Genomic DNA, 15,493 nt, shown 5'->3' on the forward strand with positions numbered 1-15,493 from the left:
CTCCAGCTTTGGCTATTCATCCATTGGCTGGTGTGCGTGGAAACTCCATATAGTTCTATAAAGGAGGCTCTAAAAGTGATTGTTGAAGAAATTATGAAAACGGATGTCACTACACTGACAAAGGATGATAGTATAGCGGATGCCATAAAAATAATGAGTGCAAATAAAGTACGCCATTTGCCGATAACTGATAATGCAAATAAACTGGTAGGCCTTGTCACAGACAGGGACATCCGGGACGCCACTCCATCTATTTTTCATACAGAGTTATTTAAGGAAGATCTTCAGAAACCTTTGGAAACAATTATGAAAACAGAAATCATTTCGGGGCATCCCCTTGATTTTGCAGAAGAAATTGCTGCCATTTTCTATGAGCACCGCATTGGCTGTCTTCCTATATTAAAAGATAACAAGCTTGTTGGAATTGTGACTGAAACGGATCTTCTTCACACCCTGGTCCAATTAACAGGCGCACATCAGCCTGGGTCGCAAATTGAGGTAAAAGTGCCTAACAGGGCCGGCATGCTTTTTGAAGTTACAGAAGTCATTTGCAAAAGGAAAGCAAATATACAGAGTGTCCTTGTTTATCCGGATAAAAAGGATGAGAAATTTAAAATTTTAGTGTTAAGAGTGCAAACCATGAATCCCACCCTTGTGATTGAAGATTTGAAAAAATCCGGCTTTGCAGTATTATGGCCTAACATGCCGGGGATTTCCTTATGATTCATGATTCAATTTTTGTCTATTCGGAAGAGCTGCTGAACTACAAATTCAGCAAAAACCATCCTTTTAACCAGCTAAGGCTCAAACTTACACTCGATTTGCTTAAAAATATGAAAGCGATTGAGGACCATCAAATCGTTCCTCCTCGCCCAGCTACTGAAGAAGAACTCCACCTGATCCATGATCCAAATTATGTGAACGCTGTTAAACTCGCCGGCCAGGGACAGCTCCCTGAAGATGTTGGAGAGAATTACGGATTGGGGACTGAGGATACACCTATTTTTCCAAATATGCATGAAGCAAGCTCCTTGCTGGTAGGAGGAACTCTGGCTGCCGTAGACTCCGTCATGAGCGGACGGGCAAAGCATGCTCTCCACCTTGGCGGAGGACTGCATCATGGATTTCGCGGAAAAGCATCAGGATTTTGCATATATAATGATAGCTCCGTTGCCATAAAATATATTCAGGAAAAATATAAAGCGAAGGTACTGTATGTCGATACAGATGCTCACCATGGAGACGGTGTCCAATGGTCGTTTTATGATGATCCCGATGTATGCACCTTATCCATCCATGAAACTGGACGCTATTTATTTCCGGGGACAGGCAATGTAAATGAACGTGGGCAAGGAAAAGGATACGGTTATTCTTTCAATATACCAGTGGATGCTTTTACAGAAGATGATTCATGGCTCCATGCCTACCGGACAGCCTTTCGTGAGGTCGCTGAATTCTTTAAGCCTGACGTAATTCTCACTCAGAATGGTGCAGATTCACATTATTTGGACCCGCTTACCCATTTGTCATCAACTATGAAAATATACAGGGAGATTCCTAAACTGGCACATGAAATGGCCCATCAGTATTGCGATGGAAAATGGATTGCTGTCGGCGGCGGGGGCTATGATATTTGGCGTGTGGTTCCCCGGGCCTGGGCCATGATATGGCTTGAAATGACTGAAAACTCAAAGTCTTATGGCAATCTGCCTATAGAATGGATAAACACCTGGAAGAAGCATGCTCCTGTGCCCCTTCCCCTTCAATGGGACGATCCTGATGATCTCTATCCGCCGATTCCCCGAAAAAGTGAAATAACTGAAAAAAACACCCAAACATTGGACAAAGTTCTATATCCTATAAGAAATAGGAAAATGACAGAGTCCATGTAAATGAAAAGGCTGGCAAACGTTTTATTTGAACCCGGGTGTCAGCCTTTTTTCTAATGTACCGGCCAGACGAACATTTACCGGCCAAATTCTATTAATACCGGGCCATTGATCATATTTACCGGCCAAATACACTTTAATTCCGGCCAAATCCCCATTTCCAAATAAAAAAGCCTGGCAAATGCCAGACCGGCTATCAATTATTTATAAAACTTTCCTCATCATATTTCGGGTCAGAAATAATGATTTCAACCCGGCGGTTTTTTTCCCAATTTTCCGGTCCGGTATTGGGGACTACCGGTCGGGTCTCTCCGTAGCCAACAGCAATAAACCTGCGGTTCTCAAGGTTATGATTTTCGGTCAAGTATCTAATCACCGTGCTGGACCGGGCCGCAGACAGCTCCCAATTTGAAGGGTATCTGTATGTCTTAATCGGACGGTTATCCGTATGGCCTTCTACTTTTACCAGGTTTGGCATACTCGATAGAACTGTTCCGACTTTGTCCAGAAATGGATAGGAACGCTCAATTAGGCTAGCTTCTCCAGATTCAAATAATACCTGTTCCTGCAGGACAAGGACCACTCCACGTTCGGTCCTGTTTGCAACAATAACATCCTCAAGGCCGTATTGATCTAAAAATGTTTGAATTTCCATTAACAGCTGATCAAGGGAGTCGCCTTCTTCCCCAGCATTTTGATCATTTTGTTCCATGCTTGCTGGATGCTCATTGGGAATAATAGAAGGGTAAAAATCGAGTACCTGCCTATCACGGAATGACTCGGAAATCGCTTTAAATTTGATCATGTCAATCTGCGACATGGAAAAGAGCAATATAAAAAATACTAATATCAGTGTGACAAGATCTGAAAATGTAACCATCCACCTAGGGGCACCCTTAGCAGGCTTAGGAGGCCTTCGCCTAAGCTTCATATTCCAGTGCCTCCCCTGCGTTGATGGCTTCTTCCAATTCTCTGCGCTCTTCGGAAGATAAAAATGCACTTAGCTTTTCTTCAAGGATTTTTGGATTTTGTCCTGACTGAACCCCGATAACTCCTTCAATAATGATTTGCTTTAAAAAGACTTCCTTTTCAGTCTTTAAAGCCAGTTTTGCTGCCATTGGCAGAAAAACCAGATTGGCCAGAAGCGAGCCATATAAAGTAGTTAATAGGGCAATTGCCATATTAGGACCCAACGTAGACGGATCATTTAGATTTTTAAGCATAAGGACAAGACCAATCAGCGTCCCGATCATCCCCCATGCTGGAGCATACTCCCCTGCTTTCTCGAGAGTGCTTCTGCCTTTCCGGTGCCTTTCTTCCATCGCCGTGATTTCGGCGTTCATAATGTCCGTTATGACATCAGGCTCGATTCCATCTACGGCAAGATAAATGCCCTTTCGGATAAAAGCATCGTCCACCTTTTCCACTTCAGCCTCAAGCGATAAAAGCCCTTCCCGGCGGGCGCGATCGGAAAGGCGCACAAATATCCCAATTAGCCGGCCAATACTTTGTTCTTCGCTGGAGAAGACCTGTTTAATAACAGTAGCCATATGCTTGATATCTTTTAAAGGAAAACTCACAAGCAGCCCGGCTATTAGACCGCCTAAAACAATCAGAATGGAAGAAGGATCTATAAACGAAAAGAAACCACTGGTTCCCCCATTCGACATTATCCCAAAGATAAGCATTGCCAGGCCTATCACAAGCCCCACTGGCGTTAACACATCAAACTTCCTCATATTCTCTCTCCCTGATCGGTTACATAGATAGTAATAAATAGCTAAATGGCAGAAAGAAACGCCTTCCACATTTAACTGTAAGGCGTTTCCCTTTTCTACCCTTTGTCTAGCTGCAGCGGCTAGCCAGTTTTTCATCTTTGAATTTGCTTCCAGTATATCTTGCGAGAAGCATGATTCGAAGAACGATGCTTTGAGCAGCTTGAGGTCGCTTCGGTCCAGATGCTGAAGTCAAGGAACGACTTCAACGTCTCGCCCTCCAGCGCTTGGCGGGGCTGATCGAGGCACCTCCGCTTTTCTATTATATCGGCAGTTTTATTATTTTGTTGAGTCCCGTTCCTCAATTCGGTGAGGAAGTACCACAATTTGTTCATCCACTGATTCTTTATTCATCAATTTAGTAAGAAGGCGCATCGCAACGGCTCCAATGTCATATAACGGCTGTACAACAGAAGTCAGCTGAGGGCGCACCATCAATGCCAATCGGGTATTATCGGAGCTGATGACCTCAAAGTCCTCAGGAATTTTATAGCCTTTATCTTCGGCACCATGGACAATTCCCAGGGCCATTTCATCTGATCCCGCAAAGATCGCTGTTGGCCTTGGGTCAGCTTCCAATAGCTTTTCAAAAGCTTCTATTCCTGAATCATACGTATAATCTCCTTCAACGACCAGATCCTCGCGATAGGAAACTTCAGCTTCTTCCAACGCACGCTTATAGCCTGCCAGTTTCTTTTCTTTATTGATTGGCTCACGGAGAGGGCCCACAACAATTGCGACTTCTTTGTGGCCTTTTTCAATAAACGACTTCGTTACATCAAATGCTGCCCGTTCATAATTAATATTAACGGATGGAATTTTTCCTGATTCTTCAATGGAGCCTGCTAGAACGATCGGAACCGGAGACTTCTCAAACTCATCAACATGCTCTGATGTAATATTGCCCCCCATGAATACAATGCCATCCACCTGCTTTCCAAGCATGGTATTAAGCAAGTGCAGCTCTTTCTCGATATTTTGGTCAGAGTTGCTCAGAATGATATTGTACTTGTACATCGTTGCGATATCTTCAATACCCCTGGCAAGTTCTGCAAAAAAAGTACTTGAGATATCGGGTATAATAACTCCGACAGTTGTTGTTTTTTTGCTTGCCAGTCCGCGTGCTACAGCGTTTGGACGATATCCAAGCCTGTCGATTACTTCCATTACTTTCTTTCTTGTTGCGGGCTTTACATTCGGATTTCCATTTACGACACGAGAAACCGTTGCCATTGAAACATTCGCTTCTCTTGCCACATCGTATATTGTTACATTCATTACAGTCACTCCTTCTTCGAATAGCGGTCACTTCTATTACTTTTTATTTTACAGCAACATTACATAACCTACTCATTTTTTATCCTATTTTGTGATTGGATACACATGTTCAATTATGTATTTAATCATACGACAGTCCAGGATTTGCCGCAATGTCAAGGCTTGTTTTTTTGAAAAAAAGCTTGTTTTTGGATTTTCTACATAGAGCTATGTTAAAGATAATTGATGCTTTAGCACTGTGTTGATTGGTGCGGAAGGCACGAGATCCTCGAAAATGCATTCGCATTTTCTTTGTGCGGTGTTTATTCCAGGAAGCCAATTCAATATCCTGCGGGAAAAGCGTACCCAAGGGAGACCCCGCAGGCGGAGAATGCCAGGGAGCGTCTGAAGCCCGCGGAAACGAGTGCCCAGCGGAAATCAACACCCAAGCTTAACCGAGCGTCAAATAACGAAAAAGCCTTCTGCTGATTAGCAGAAGGCTCCATGCATTACGATTTATACTTTTAGCAAAGCCGAGGATTGCAATTCAGACATAAACTGATCAAATTGGTTAAGATCCATTTGCTGTGCTGAATCTGACAGGGCAACGGCTGGATCTGGATGTACTTCGGCCATTACGCCATCCGCTCCAATTGCCAATGCTGCTTTAGCAGCAGGGAGAAGCAAATCTCTGCGTCCTGTTGAATGCGTAACATCAACAAGTACCGGTAAATGTGTTTCCTGTTTCAGAATTGGCACTGCAGAGATATCCAAGGTATTTCGTGTTGCACGCTCGTAGGTGCGGATTCCTCGCTCGCAAAGAATGATTTGTCCATTTCCTTGGGACATAATATACTCTGCTGCATTAATGAATTCTTCGATGGTTGCTGCAATGCCGCGTTTCAAAAGAACTGGCTTGTTTACAGCCCCAGCTGCTTTTAAAAGTTCAAAGTTTTGCATATTTCTTGCACCAATTTGGATTACATCAATATAATTGACAGCAGTTTCAATATCATTTGGGCTTACAATTTCAGAAATTACAGCTAAATCGTATTCATCTGCCACTCTTTTTAATATTTTTAGCCCTTCAAGGCCAAGTCCCTGGAAATCATATGGAGAAGTTCTAGGCTTATAAGCACCGCCGCGCAGAAGCTTAAGGCCTTTCGCTTTAACAGCTTCGGCAACTGTCGCAACTTGTTCATAAGATTCAACCGCACAAGGGCCGAACACTAAATGAGGGTTGCCGTCTCCCACCTTTTCTCCCTTTAAATCAACAATTGTATTTTCAGGCTTCTTTTTTCGTGAAACAAGAAGCGCTTTTCGATGATCATCTTTTTGAAGCTCAAGGCCTGCTTTAAAAATTTCCTTGAACATATGCTCAATCGTTGAGTTTTCAAATGGACCGTCATTATGCTCTTTTATCAAGTCCAGCATGTTGCGTTCGCGGACAGGATCATAACGATAAACCCCTTGTGTTTCCTTAACTCTTCCGATTTCCTGAACAAGTTCTGCTCTTTCATTGATCAATGATAACAGCTGAAGGTTCAGCTCATCTACCCGATCCCGCAGTTTATCTAGCTCATTATTGCTCATTTCCTGTCCCTTCCTTTCGAATCTGAATTAGAGCCGCACTTTTTGATAAGAAACTTGCACCTGAGCGAATATATTTTATCATTCGCCAAGTTAAACATTTCCATTCTTTCTCTTTTACGGCATCTGGATATGTGATACATTTTTTATAATTAGGGTTATTATATATGAATTATTCAGACATGTCACTAAAAATTTCTTTATTAATTAAACGCTTTTAAGTAATAAAGCAAAATTAAGCCATTTTATGGCATAAAACAAAGAAGGTGTATCGCTTTGTACGATCAAAAAAAGCTTTTTGCACTGGATATCGGTACGCGTTCTGTGGTTGGCATTATTCTTGAAGAACACGAGGGCCAGTATCATGCTCAAGATATTGTAGTAAAGGAGCATGCTGAACGTGCAATGTTAGACGGGCAAATTCATGATATTTTAGCTGTTTCAAGGATTATATCAGAAATCAGGGGTGAACTTGAAACAAAACATGGCCCTCTAAAAAAAGTATGTGTTGCTGCAGCAGGGAGAGCTTTAAGAACAGAGTGGGCTCAAGCCTCCATTAATATTAACGGAAAGCCGATGATGCAAAAACAGGATATCCTTCATCTTGAATTAAGCGCTGTTCAGCTGGCCCAGGCAATAGTTGCCGAAAAACATGAAATTGAAAAAAGCTATTATTATTATTGCGTAGGTTATTCTGTGCTTTACTACCGCCTGGATGGGGAAGAAATCGGCAATTTGATTGATCAGCAGGGAGAAGAGGCTTCAGTAGAAATTATTGCTACTTTTTTGCCAAAGGTTGTAGTAGAGTCCCTTATTTCAGCTCTCCAGAGAGCGGGGCTTGAAATGGAGGCTTTAACCCTTGAGCCGATTGCAGCGATAAATGTGCTCATTCCGCCGTCCATGAGGCGATTGAATGTCGCTCTTGTAGATATTGGAGCCGGTACCTCGGATATTGCCATTACAGACATGGGAACTGTTATTGCTTATGGCATGGTGCCTGTAGCAGGTGATGAAATAACAGAGGCTGTCAGCGACCATCTTCTGTTGGATTTTCCGTTAGCCGAAAAAGCCAAAAGAGATCTTCATGTCCATGATACCATTACAGTGACAGATATTCTTGGATTTGAAACGGAGATCAGCAAAGTCGATCTTGTAGAACAGATATCCCCGGCCTTAGACCGCCTGGCAGATTCCATTTGCAGCGAAATCTTGAATTTGAATAACAGGCCCCCTAAAGCCGTTATGCTTGTAGGAGGCGGAAGCTTAACTCCAGATCTTCCTGCAAGAATAGCCCGGAAACTAAGCCTCCCTGAGAACAGGGTTGCTATCCGGGGAATAGACGCTATAAATGAGCTGACTGTTTCGGACATAATTGACAAAGGTCCGGAACTTGTCACCCCAATCGGGATTGCCATTGCGGCACAAAAATCCCCTGTCCATTATTGTACTGTCTACGTCAATGAGCAGCCTGTCCGCTTATTTGAGGTTAAAAAACTTACAGTAGGAGACTGTCTTTTGGCCGCAGGCGTTAAGATGAATAAACTATATGGAAAACCGGGCCTTGCCATGATTGTTAGCGTAAATGCACAAAATATAACAATCCCGGGCGGCTATGGGGAACCTCCAGCAATTTTACGGAATGGGATTTCAAGTTCATTGGAGGAAGAAGTTGCAGCTGGAGACCAAATTACGGTTAAAATAGGCAGGGACGGCCTTTCCGCTGAAGTACGGATTGGGGATTTAATTGATGAGATTCCTGTTAAGTCTGTGACCATTAATAGCCATAACTATACCATCCAGACTGAAATCACCTGTAATGGAATACCAGCTGCAGCTGATCAGGTTTTAAGGGATAGGGATAAAATAGAATGCAGGATTCCTGAAACAGTTGAAGAAATCCTCAATGCCTTAGACTTAAAAGAACTGCTAAAAGAGCTAAAGCCTTTTCAGATCAAAATGAATGGAAAAGAAACCTTCCTGCCGCGCCTTTCAGGAAAAGTCCTCCGAAACGGCATGGAGGTAAAGCATCACAAAACGATTGAAGATGGTGACAATCTTTTAATTCAAAAAAGAGGTACACCAACTGTAAAAGAAATAGCTGAATTAAAGCAGCTAATACTATCGAAAAGCATCCCTGTTATTTTTAATGGAAAAAAAATAGAGCTTTCCAGAACCATGACCGAATTCCACAGAGAAGGAACAGCCTTATCAGAAAATGACAGAATTTCTGATGGTGATGTACTTACTGTTTTACACAAAAAAATAAGCCCATTTATATTCCAAGACTTATTTAACCACGTAGAGATTGAAATGCCTAGAGATTCAGCAGGAAAATTTGTTCTTTTAAAAAATGGGGAAAAAACTACTTTTCATGACCCGATAGAACCCGGTGATGATCTAAAAATCGTCTGGCCTGCCATTAATAAGAAGAGCTCGAAGCTAAAGCCTATATAGATAAAAAACATCCGAATTCGGATGTCTTTTATCTATTTTCTTCCAAAGCTTTCTCCAAGGAGTCATATGTAATTTTCCAATGGGAAGCATGCCATGCCACATCCCCATTTTTAAACAAAATAGCTTGGGGCGATTCATGCTTAATATGAAAAGTCTCCGCGATATGATTGGATAATGGGCGATCCTCCTGGACAACTAAATAATAAATGTTCAAATCTTTATGCTCATTTGCAAAGCTTTCATATTCTTCATAAGCCGCACCGCTGACAGGGCATGTTGAGCTGTGTTTTAAAAGCAGCATCTGCTCTCCTGATTTAACAGCTTGGTCAAATGCTTCATTGCTATCAAATTTTTTCATCTCTATACCTCCTCAATTAGAAAAGCGCAGGCGCCAAAGCTAAATCAAAAAATAAATAACGGTGAAGTAATAGTATCACTTCACCGTTTTTAAGACAAATTTATTGATTGTACTTTTGTTCGGTTTCATCAAAAGCCTGTTTTGTTTCCTCAAGCTTCATTTGAATTTCAGCATCATTTACTGGTGCATTGCCTTCTGACTGAAATCCTTCATCATTAATGCTTTCTGAAGCAAGTTCGGCGTTCCCTTCAGCAGCGCTATTTTCAGAAGCTTGTCCATTAGCATTCTGCCCCTCTTTAAGGCTTTTTACTTTATTGACTAACCCATTTGATTGCTTGGAAACGGTTTGAGTAATGGCATTTGTTTTTTCTTTTGCCACACTCGCCAGCTCAGTTCCCTTTGTCATTGCTGTTTCACGAAACTGGCCTGATTTCTCTTTTAAGACAGACGCTTTTTCGTTTAAGTCGCTCTGAAGCTCTTTGCCTGATTTAGGAGCGAGGAAGAGGGCAGTTGCAGCGCCAACTATGCCTCCGATTAAAGCGCCGATCATAAAGTCTTTCGTATTGATATTTTCCTCTGATTTTGACTGGTTTACCTCAAATTGGTTGCGGTCTTGGCTATTCATTCTCCTTTTTCCTCCTCGATTTCTAGTATCTTGCTCTTTCTCTTTGGCGTTCGGGCGGCAACATTTGTTTCTCGTCAACATTGTACTGATAAGGGTCATTTTTTCTCATTTTCCACTTATCTTTAATTTCGAGAAGAACATTGCTCCACTGTACCACCTGTGAAATTTTATCTTTATTTTGTTCAAGCTGTGTGTTTACAGAAGATGTGATTTTCTGAATAGATCCGTTAAATCTGCGGACAGAGTCCCCCACTTCTTTCACTGCCGTTACAACACTGTTCAAGTTTTCAGACTTTTGCTGAATGTCTGTTGCCAAGGTGTTGGTCTTATGTAGCAGGACCGTTGTTTCCTTTGTTACTCCATCCAATTGCCTTTCGAGACCTGCTAGCGTGTGAGAAACATTATCTAATGTTCCCTGTAAAGATTTTAACGTTTTGGCCAAATAAATGACTAAAACCAGGAATGCGATAGCAATTACTGCCACACTCAAATATAAAATAATTTCCATTTCATACACCTCCGGTTATCTGTATACTAACTTTTTACCCAGATGCACTGCCTCTAAACCAGGCGTACATTAATAGATTCCATTTCCAATACCCAATTTCCTTCATTAATTCCTATATTCCCTTACTAAAGTAAATCTTAGCATACTTGGAAAAGATTCAACAAAATCTTTAATTTCGGTTACAATAAGATCTGTCGGAAAAAATATTATTTGGAGGGATTTAGGCAATGAAAGATCCTCGTATTGAAAAGCTGGCTAAGAACCTGATCAATTATTCTGTCCGGCTGCAAAAAGGCGAGAAAGTCCTGATTGAAAATTTCGGGCTGCAAAGAGAACTGGTAACCGCCCTTGTTAAAGAAGCATATGCGGCAGGGGGATATCCCTTTGTTTTATTAAAAGACCACCAGGTTGACCGTTCCCTGCTTTTAGAGGCACAGGAGGAACAATTTAATATGATGGCTGAGTTTGAAGCCAATGTAATGGCCAAGATGGATGCATACATAGGCCTGCGCTCAGGCGATAACATTAACGAACATGCAGATGTGCCTGACGATAAAATGAAAATTCATGGGTCCACAATCGGCAAGAAAGTTCATAGAGAAATTCGCGTGCCAAAGACAAAATGGGTTGTTCTCCGCTATCCTAACTCTTCTATGGCCCAATTAGCTAAAATGAGCACAGAAGCATTTGAAGATTTCTACTTTAATGTCTGTAATTTGGATTACGGAAAAATGGACAAAGCAATGGACAATCTTGTTGAATTGATGAATAAGACCGATAAGGTCAGAATTACTGGGCCTGGAACAGATTTGTCTTTCTCTATTAAAGACATTCCGGCTATCAAGTGTTCGGGCCAGATGAATATTCCGGATGGAGAGGTTTATACGGCTCCGGTACGTGATTCAGTTAATGGGGTTATCACATATAATACTCCATCTCCATACCATGGATTTACTTTCGAAAATGTAAAATTGACATTCAAAGACGGCAAAATTGTTGAGGCGAAAGCCAATGACAGTGAACGAATTAATAAAATCTTTGATACAGATGAAGGCGCACGTTATGTCGGCGAATTTGCCATAGGGGTCAATCCGTATATTCTGCATCCGATGCAGGATATCCTATTCGATGAAAAAATTGACGGCAGCTTCCACTTTACACCGGGCCAATGCTATGACGAAGCTTATAATGGCAATAAATCCAACATCCATTGGGATATGGTAAATATCCAGCGCCCTGACTACGGCGGCGGTGAAATTTATTTTGATGATATGTTAATCCGCAAAGACGGCCGTTTTGTGATTCCTGAACTGGAAGCACTCAACCCGGAAAATTTAAAATAAAAAAGCTCTGTTAAAGCTCATTTTTGATATTGGCGCCCTATTGATTGGAGCGGAAGACTTGAGATCCTCGACTAGACTATCGCATTTCTTTCGTGCGGTGATAATTCAAGGAAGCTTCTTCAATGCCCAGCGGGAGAAGCGAGTCAAAGAGAGTCCCCGAAGGTTAGTGGTTGAGGAGGCTCCCGGACCGCCGGCATTCGCTGAGCGCCTGAAGCGAAAATCAATAGGCAAGTTTAGCAGAGCCAATAAATAAAAAAGGATGCTGCCATTTGGCTGCATCCTTTTTTATTAAAATTGATTTTCATATGCTTGCTGGAACTTTTGAATATCGCCGGCTCCCATAAACATAATAACGCTATCTTCATGGTTTTTTAAAACAGCTGTTTCTTCTTCGCTCAGAATCTCTGCATCTGGTATTTTTGCTTTTAAATCATCAATCGTGAGCTTTCCGTGGTTCTCACGGGCAGAGCCGAAAATTTCGCAAAGATAGACTTTATCGGCTAAATTAAGGCTAGCTGCAAAATCATCAAGAAACGCTTGAGTCCTTGTAAAAGTGTGAGGCTGGAATACAGCTACAACGTCCTTTTCCGGATACTTTTGCCTTGCCGCTTCTACAGTAGCTTTTATTTCGGTGGGATGATGAGCATAGTCATCAATGATAATCTGTGATCCCATATTTTTTTCAGAGAATCTTCTTTTTACACCTTCAAAGGAAAGAAGCTGCTCCTGAACAATCTTTGCATCTATTTCTTCATAATGGCAAAGAGCAATAACGGCCAGGGAATTCAATACATTGTGATCTCCATAAGCTGCAATGGAGAAGGTTCCAAAGAAGGTGTTGCGGACAAATACATCAAATGTCGTCCCTTCTGTTGTTTTCACCACATTCCGTGCCTGAAAATCATTGTCTTCTCCAAAACCATAAAATACGACTGGCACTTTTGCCTGAATTTTTTGCAGCTGCTCGTCATCTCCGCATGCAAAAATCCCCTTATTCACTTGCCATGACATCTCCTGAAAAGCAGAGAAAACATCATCAATGTTGGCAAAGTAATCAGGGTGGTCAAAATCAATATTCGTCATTATTGCATAATCAGGGAAGTATGAAAGGAAGTGCCTCCTATACTCGCAAGCTTCAAATACAAAATATTCCGCTTCCTCGTCCCCTTTGCCCGTTCCGTCTCCAATTAGGAATGAAGTTGGTTTTGCGCCTCTCATCACATGCGCAAGCAAACCTGTAGTGGACGTCTTCCCATGAGCCCCAGTCACCGCAATGCTTGTGAATTTTTTCATAAAGTCACCTAAAAAACGGTGGTAACGTACAACAGGCAAGCCAAGCTTCATTGCTTCCTCAATCTCTTCATGCGTGTCCGGATATGCATTTCCGGCGATTACCGTCATGCCCGGCTGTATATTTTCCTTTTGAAAGGGAAGGATCTTTATTCCTGATTTTTCAAGGGCCTCCTGAGTAAAAAAGTGTTTCTCAAAATCGGAGCCTTGAACCTGATAATTCATATCATGCAGAACTTGCGCCAAAGCACTCATTCCAGACCCCTTAATACCTACGAAATGGTAAATAGTCATATAAAGAACCTCCAACCATCGTATATCTGTAAAACAGTATATGACATATATCTAGATTTGCGCATACCCCTTTGAGGACATGCTACACTGACTGTGTTTCTATTATGTATGTTCAGAAAGTCCGACTTTCTTGTCTCCTTTAAGAACAGACACTTTAACGTATTGCATCATTATAACACTAATTATATTTAAAAACTATGTAACGTATTGCCAGCTATTTATTCCCCAAATAAAAAATATAAAACATTTGTTTTTAAAAAGGCTCTCCAGGTTAGTTCAGGAAACTTTTTTTTTGCCTCCGAATAGGCATCCAGCATTCTATCTACTGTAACTTTATTCTTAACAGGCAAAACTGGCCCCATCGCAAAATCAAACATCTGTATCGGAATTTTTCTGATGAATAACCATTCACACGTTTCAGGCAGATTCCTATGCATATGCCTCATTTGAAAAGGACTTTCAGATTCTGCCCCAAAAGCGGTTATTACGTTATGATCAATCTTTATGATCCTAATCGGTTCCATGGCAGATGTTAAAAAGAGAGCCCCTTGGATTAAATCGGGCTCTGAAAGCTGCCGGGAATTGTTTTTCAAGAAGAGACTGAACATCGTTGAACCTTGGATCGTTTTATAATCAAACAGGAACCAATTCTGAAACACTTCATTTTGCAATGACGTAAAGGCAGCTTCAGGAGGAAGGCCGAGCGTCTTTCGAAATAGATGTTTTGCCCGGACTTTCTCTCTGATATTTGCGGTCCGTTCAGTGTAATCTCCGGCTAGTTTGTATAACTGAACTGCATTTTTCTCTCCTTGAAGCTGTTTGGTCTCACGGAAAGAATTCAGATCCAAAATTGAGCCTTCCATATCCATACAGGATGCTCCTTACTTTGTTTGTAAATATTAATAGATGCTGATTGCGCTGGACCTGGCTTATTCAACCTTTTCTAGGCGCGGATTCGGGCGGTACCGCCGTCCAGCTTTGGCTGCGTGTTTTCCATCTATCATGACATTGTCGCCGGTAAACCCTGTTGTAATTTTCAGGAGGCTGCTTCCCACTCCATAGGTATCAACGGGGACACCCTGTTCTTCAAATTCGCGGATACGTGATTCGGTAAATCCCCCGCTAACCACAATTTTCACATGGCCGAAGCCTTCATCATCCAATGCTTTTCTTAGAGCAAATATCAGCTCGGCATTAACCCCGCGAGGGTCAAACGTTCCCAGCAGATGCTGGTTCCTTAGGAAATATTGATCAATCAAGGTTCTCGATGTATCTACCCGTACACCTTTAAGTTCGTCTCCAAATGCCCTCGCCACTTTCAATGAATCTGTGATCGCATCATTATTGTAATCAACCAAAGCAACCAATTCATCTTCCGGGAAGGTTTCCTGATAAGCTTTTGTGGCTGCTACGATGTCACCTTCAAACATTTGAATGAGTGCATGGGGCATTGTCCCCATTCCCTTCTTGCCCCACCATTCGTTCATAGCATGTGTAGCTTGGGCAGTTGCCCCCCCAATGAAGGCTGCGTATCCGTCGCCAGCCTGGGTAATATAATGGTCATCACGGTCTCCCATGAAAATGACCTGTTTTTGGACCCCTGAAGTACCTGCAGCTTTAACCACATTATATACATTCGTTGCGACCGAGGTTCTTCTGGCCAGAATTCCATCAATGATACCTTCCAGGTAACCGAAGTCCTGGTACTTTCCTGTAATCGTCAGTACTGTTTCAAAGGGCGAAATCTTATCGCCATCTTTTAAAGAATAAATTTCCAAATCGTCCGGACGGTCCGCAAAGGTTTTAAGCAGGGCAATCACTTCATCTGTCCCGCACAAAACGGCATGGCTCTTCTGGAAAAACTGCATTGTTACGATTTTATCCTCATGGTATTTCTTAACGATTTCCCTAGTCTTGAGAAAATAAACTGCTGAAAACCAGCCATCCCTTACACGTTCATCGAATTTAAAGGTCTGGTTTGTCAGACGTTTAATTTCCCCTTTTACCTTCATCTCAATTTCCTTCATCCCTAAAGCTCCTCACAAACAATAAAGAAAGCAATTGTGCCTGCTGGTATTGGCGTCTCCATGGGCACGTTCTAAAGCTGGCC

The 15,493-nt window shown here is 42.0% G+C and carries 14 protein-coding genes; 4 read left to right on the plus strand and 10 right to left on the minus strand.

Annotated elements, in window-relative coordinates; all coding sequences use genetic code 11:
* Positions 1 to 75 precede the first annotated feature (75 nt).
* A complete protein-coding gene (locus DFO73_RS19150) occupies positions 76 to 723 on the plus strand; it encodes an acetoin utilization AcuB family protein (RefSeq protein WP_110066320.1) in 648 nt (215 codons plus the stop codon).
* Positions 720 to 1,892 (plus strand): acetoin utilization protein AcuC, encoded by a 1,173-nt coding sequence (locus tag DFO73_RS19155; protein ID WP_110066321.1) that lies wholly within the window; start codon positions 720 to 722, stop codon positions 1,890 to 1,892. The genes DFO73_RS19150 and DFO73_RS19155 overlap by 4 nt, the downstream gene beginning before the upstream one ends.
* 193 nt (positions 1,893 to 2,085) lie before the next feature.
* Here DFO73_RS19155 and motS read toward each other — a convergent pair whose 3' ends face one another.
* The 4 genes from motS to DFO73_RS19175 form a co-directional block, all read right to left on the minus strand.
* Positions 2,086 to 2,820 carry a flagellar motor protein MotS gene (motS, locus tag DFO73_RS19160; RefSeq protein ID WP_110066322.1) on the minus strand — a complete coding sequence of 245 codons (735 nt, stop codon included), beginning with the start codon at positions 2,818 to 2,820 and terminating at the stop codon, positions 2,086 to 2,088.
* Positions 2,810 to 3,628, minus strand: a complete 819-nt coding sequence (motP, locus tag DFO73_RS19165; protein WP_110066323.1) for a flagellar motor protein MotP — start codon at positions 3,626 to 3,628, stop codon at positions 2,810 to 2,812. The genes motS and motP overlap by 11 nt, the downstream gene beginning before the upstream one ends.
* 315 nt (positions 3,629 to 3,943) lie before the next feature.
* Complete coding sequence (gene ccpA / locus DFO73_RS19170) at positions 3,944 to 4,942, minus strand: catabolite control protein A (RefSeq protein ID WP_110066324.1); 999 nt, start codon at positions 4,940 to 4,942, stop codon at positions 3,944 to 3,946.
* Positions 4,943 to 5,437: 495 nt separating this feature from the next.
* Complete coding sequence (locus tag DFO73_RS19175) at positions 5,438 to 6,514, minus strand: bifunctional 3-deoxy-7-phosphoheptulonate synthase/chorismate mutase (protein ID WP_110066325.1); 1,077 nt, start codon at positions 6,512 to 6,514, stop codon at positions 5,438 to 5,440.
* A 273-nt stretch (positions 6,515 to 6,787) separates the two neighbouring features.
* On the opposite strand from DFO73_RS19175, the gene pilM reads away from it, so the two are divergent.
* Positions 6,788 to 8,965: a pilus assembly protein PilM gene (pilM, locus tag DFO73_RS19180; protein WP_110066326.1), complete on the plus strand. Its 2,178-nt coding sequence runs from the start codon at positions 6,788 to 6,790 to the stop codon at positions 8,963 to 8,965.
* A 28-nt stretch (positions 8,966 to 8,993) separates the two neighbouring features.
* Here the strand turns inward: pilM and ytxJ are convergent, their stop codons facing one another.
* The 3 genes from ytxJ to DFO73_RS19195 form a co-directional block, all read right to left on the minus strand.
* Positions 8,994 to 9,323, minus strand: coding sequence for a bacillithiol system redox-active protein YtxJ (gene ytxJ, locus DFO73_RS19185; RefSeq protein ID WP_110066327.1), 330 nt, complete (start codon positions 9,321 to 9,323; stop codon positions 8,994 to 8,996).
* 100 nt (positions 9,324 to 9,423) lie between these two features.
* Positions 9,424 to 9,948 carry a YtxH domain-containing protein gene (locus DFO73_RS19190; protein ID WP_110066328.1) on the minus strand — a complete coding sequence of 175 codons (525 nt, stop codon included), beginning with the start codon at positions 9,946 to 9,948 and terminating at the stop codon, positions 9,424 to 9,426.
* A 22-nt stretch (positions 9,949 to 9,970) separates the two neighbouring features.
* On the minus strand, positions 9,971 to 10,456 hold the full coding sequence (locus tag DFO73_RS19195) for a DUF948 domain-containing protein (protein WP_110066329.1): 486 nt from the start codon (positions 10,454 to 10,456) through the stop codon (positions 9,971 to 9,973).
* Between the two features lie 227 nt (positions 10,457 to 10,683).
* On the opposite strand from DFO73_RS19195, the gene DFO73_RS19200 reads away from it, so the two are divergent.
* Positions 10,684 to 11,799, plus strand: a complete 1,116-nt coding sequence (locus DFO73_RS19200) for an aminopeptidase (protein ID WP_110066330.1) — start codon at positions 10,684 to 10,686, stop codon at positions 11,797 to 11,799.
* A gap of 288 nt (positions 11,800 to 12,087) precedes the next feature.
* Here DFO73_RS19200 and murC read toward each other — a convergent pair whose 3' ends face one another.
* The 3 genes from murC to DFO73_RS19215 form a co-directional block, all read right to left on the minus strand.
* A complete protein-coding gene (murC, locus tag DFO73_RS19205; RefSeq protein WP_110066331.1) occupies positions 12,088 to 13,383 on the minus strand; it encodes a UDP-N-acetylmuramate--L-alanine ligase in 1,296 nt (431 codons plus the stop codon).
* 218 nt (positions 13,384 to 13,601) lie between these two features.
* Positions 13,602 to 14,252 (minus strand): hypothetical protein, encoded by a 651-nt coding sequence (locus tag DFO73_RS19210; protein WP_110066332.1) that lies wholly within the window; start codon positions 14,250 to 14,252, stop codon positions 13,602 to 13,604.
* A 60-nt stretch (positions 14,253 to 14,312) separates the two neighbouring features.
* The gene (locus DFO73_RS19215) at positions 14,313 to 15,410 is read right to left on the minus strand and encodes a nicotinate phosphoribosyltransferase (RefSeq protein WP_110066333.1); all 1,098 of its coding nucleotides are present in this window, start codon (positions 15,408 to 15,410) and stop codon (positions 14,313 to 14,315) included.
* Positions 15,411 to 15,493: the final 83 nt, after the last annotated feature.

This window comes from Cytobacillus oceanisediminis (assembly GCF_003182355.1).
Taxonomy (GTDB): Bacteria; Bacillota; Bacilli; order Bacillales; family Cytobacillaceae; genus Cytobacillus; species Cytobacillus oceanisediminis_A.

Excerpts from the sequence above, each read along its gene's own strand:
- DFO73_RS19155 (WP_110066321.1), top strand. The coding sequence starts at position 720 with ATGATTCATGATTCAATTTTTGTCTATTCGGAAGAGCTGCTGAACTAC.
- motS (WP_110066322.1), bottom strand. The coding sequence starts at position 2,820 with ATGAAGCTTAGGCGAAGGCCTCCTAAGCCTGCTAAGGGTGCCCCTAGG.
- motP (WP_110066323.1), bottom strand. The coding sequence starts at position 3,628 with ATGAGGAAGTTTGATGTGTTAACGCCAGTGGGGCTTGTGATAGGCCTG.
- ccpA (WP_110066324.1), bottom strand. The coding sequence starts at position 4,942 with ATGAATGTAACAATATACGATGTGGCAAGAGAAGCGAATGTTTCAATG.
- DFO73_RS19175 (WP_110066325.1), bottom strand. The coding sequence starts at position 6,514 with ATGAGCAATAATGAGCTAGATAAACTGCGGGATCGGGTAGATGAGCTG.
- ytxJ (WP_110066327.1), bottom strand. The coding sequence starts at position 9,323 with ATGAAAAAATTTGATAGCAATGAAGCATTTGACCAAGCTGTTAAATCA.
- DFO73_RS19190 (WP_110066328.1), bottom strand. The coding sequence starts at position 9,948 with ATGAATAGCCAAGACCGCAACCAATTTGAGGTAAACCAGTCAAAATCA.
- DFO73_RS19195 (WP_110066329.1), bottom strand. The coding sequence starts at position 10,456 with ATGGAAATTATTTTATATTTGAGTGTGGCAGTAATTGCTATCGCATTC.
- DFO73_RS19200 (WP_110066330.1), top strand. The coding sequence starts at position 10,684 with ATGAAAGATCCTCGTATTGAAAAGCTGGCTAAGAACCTGATCAATTAT.
- murC (WP_110066331.1), bottom strand. The coding sequence starts at position 13,383 with ATGACTATTTACCATTTCGTAGGTATTAAGGGGTCTGGAATGAGTGCT.
- DFO73_RS19210 (WP_110066332.1), bottom strand. The coding sequence starts at position 14,252 with ATGGATATGGAAGGCTCAATTTTGGATCTGAATTCTTTCCGTGAGACC.
- DFO73_RS19215 (WP_110066333.1), bottom strand. The coding sequence starts at position 15,410 with ATGAAGGAAATTGAGATGAAGGTAAAAGGGGAAATTAAACGTCTGACA.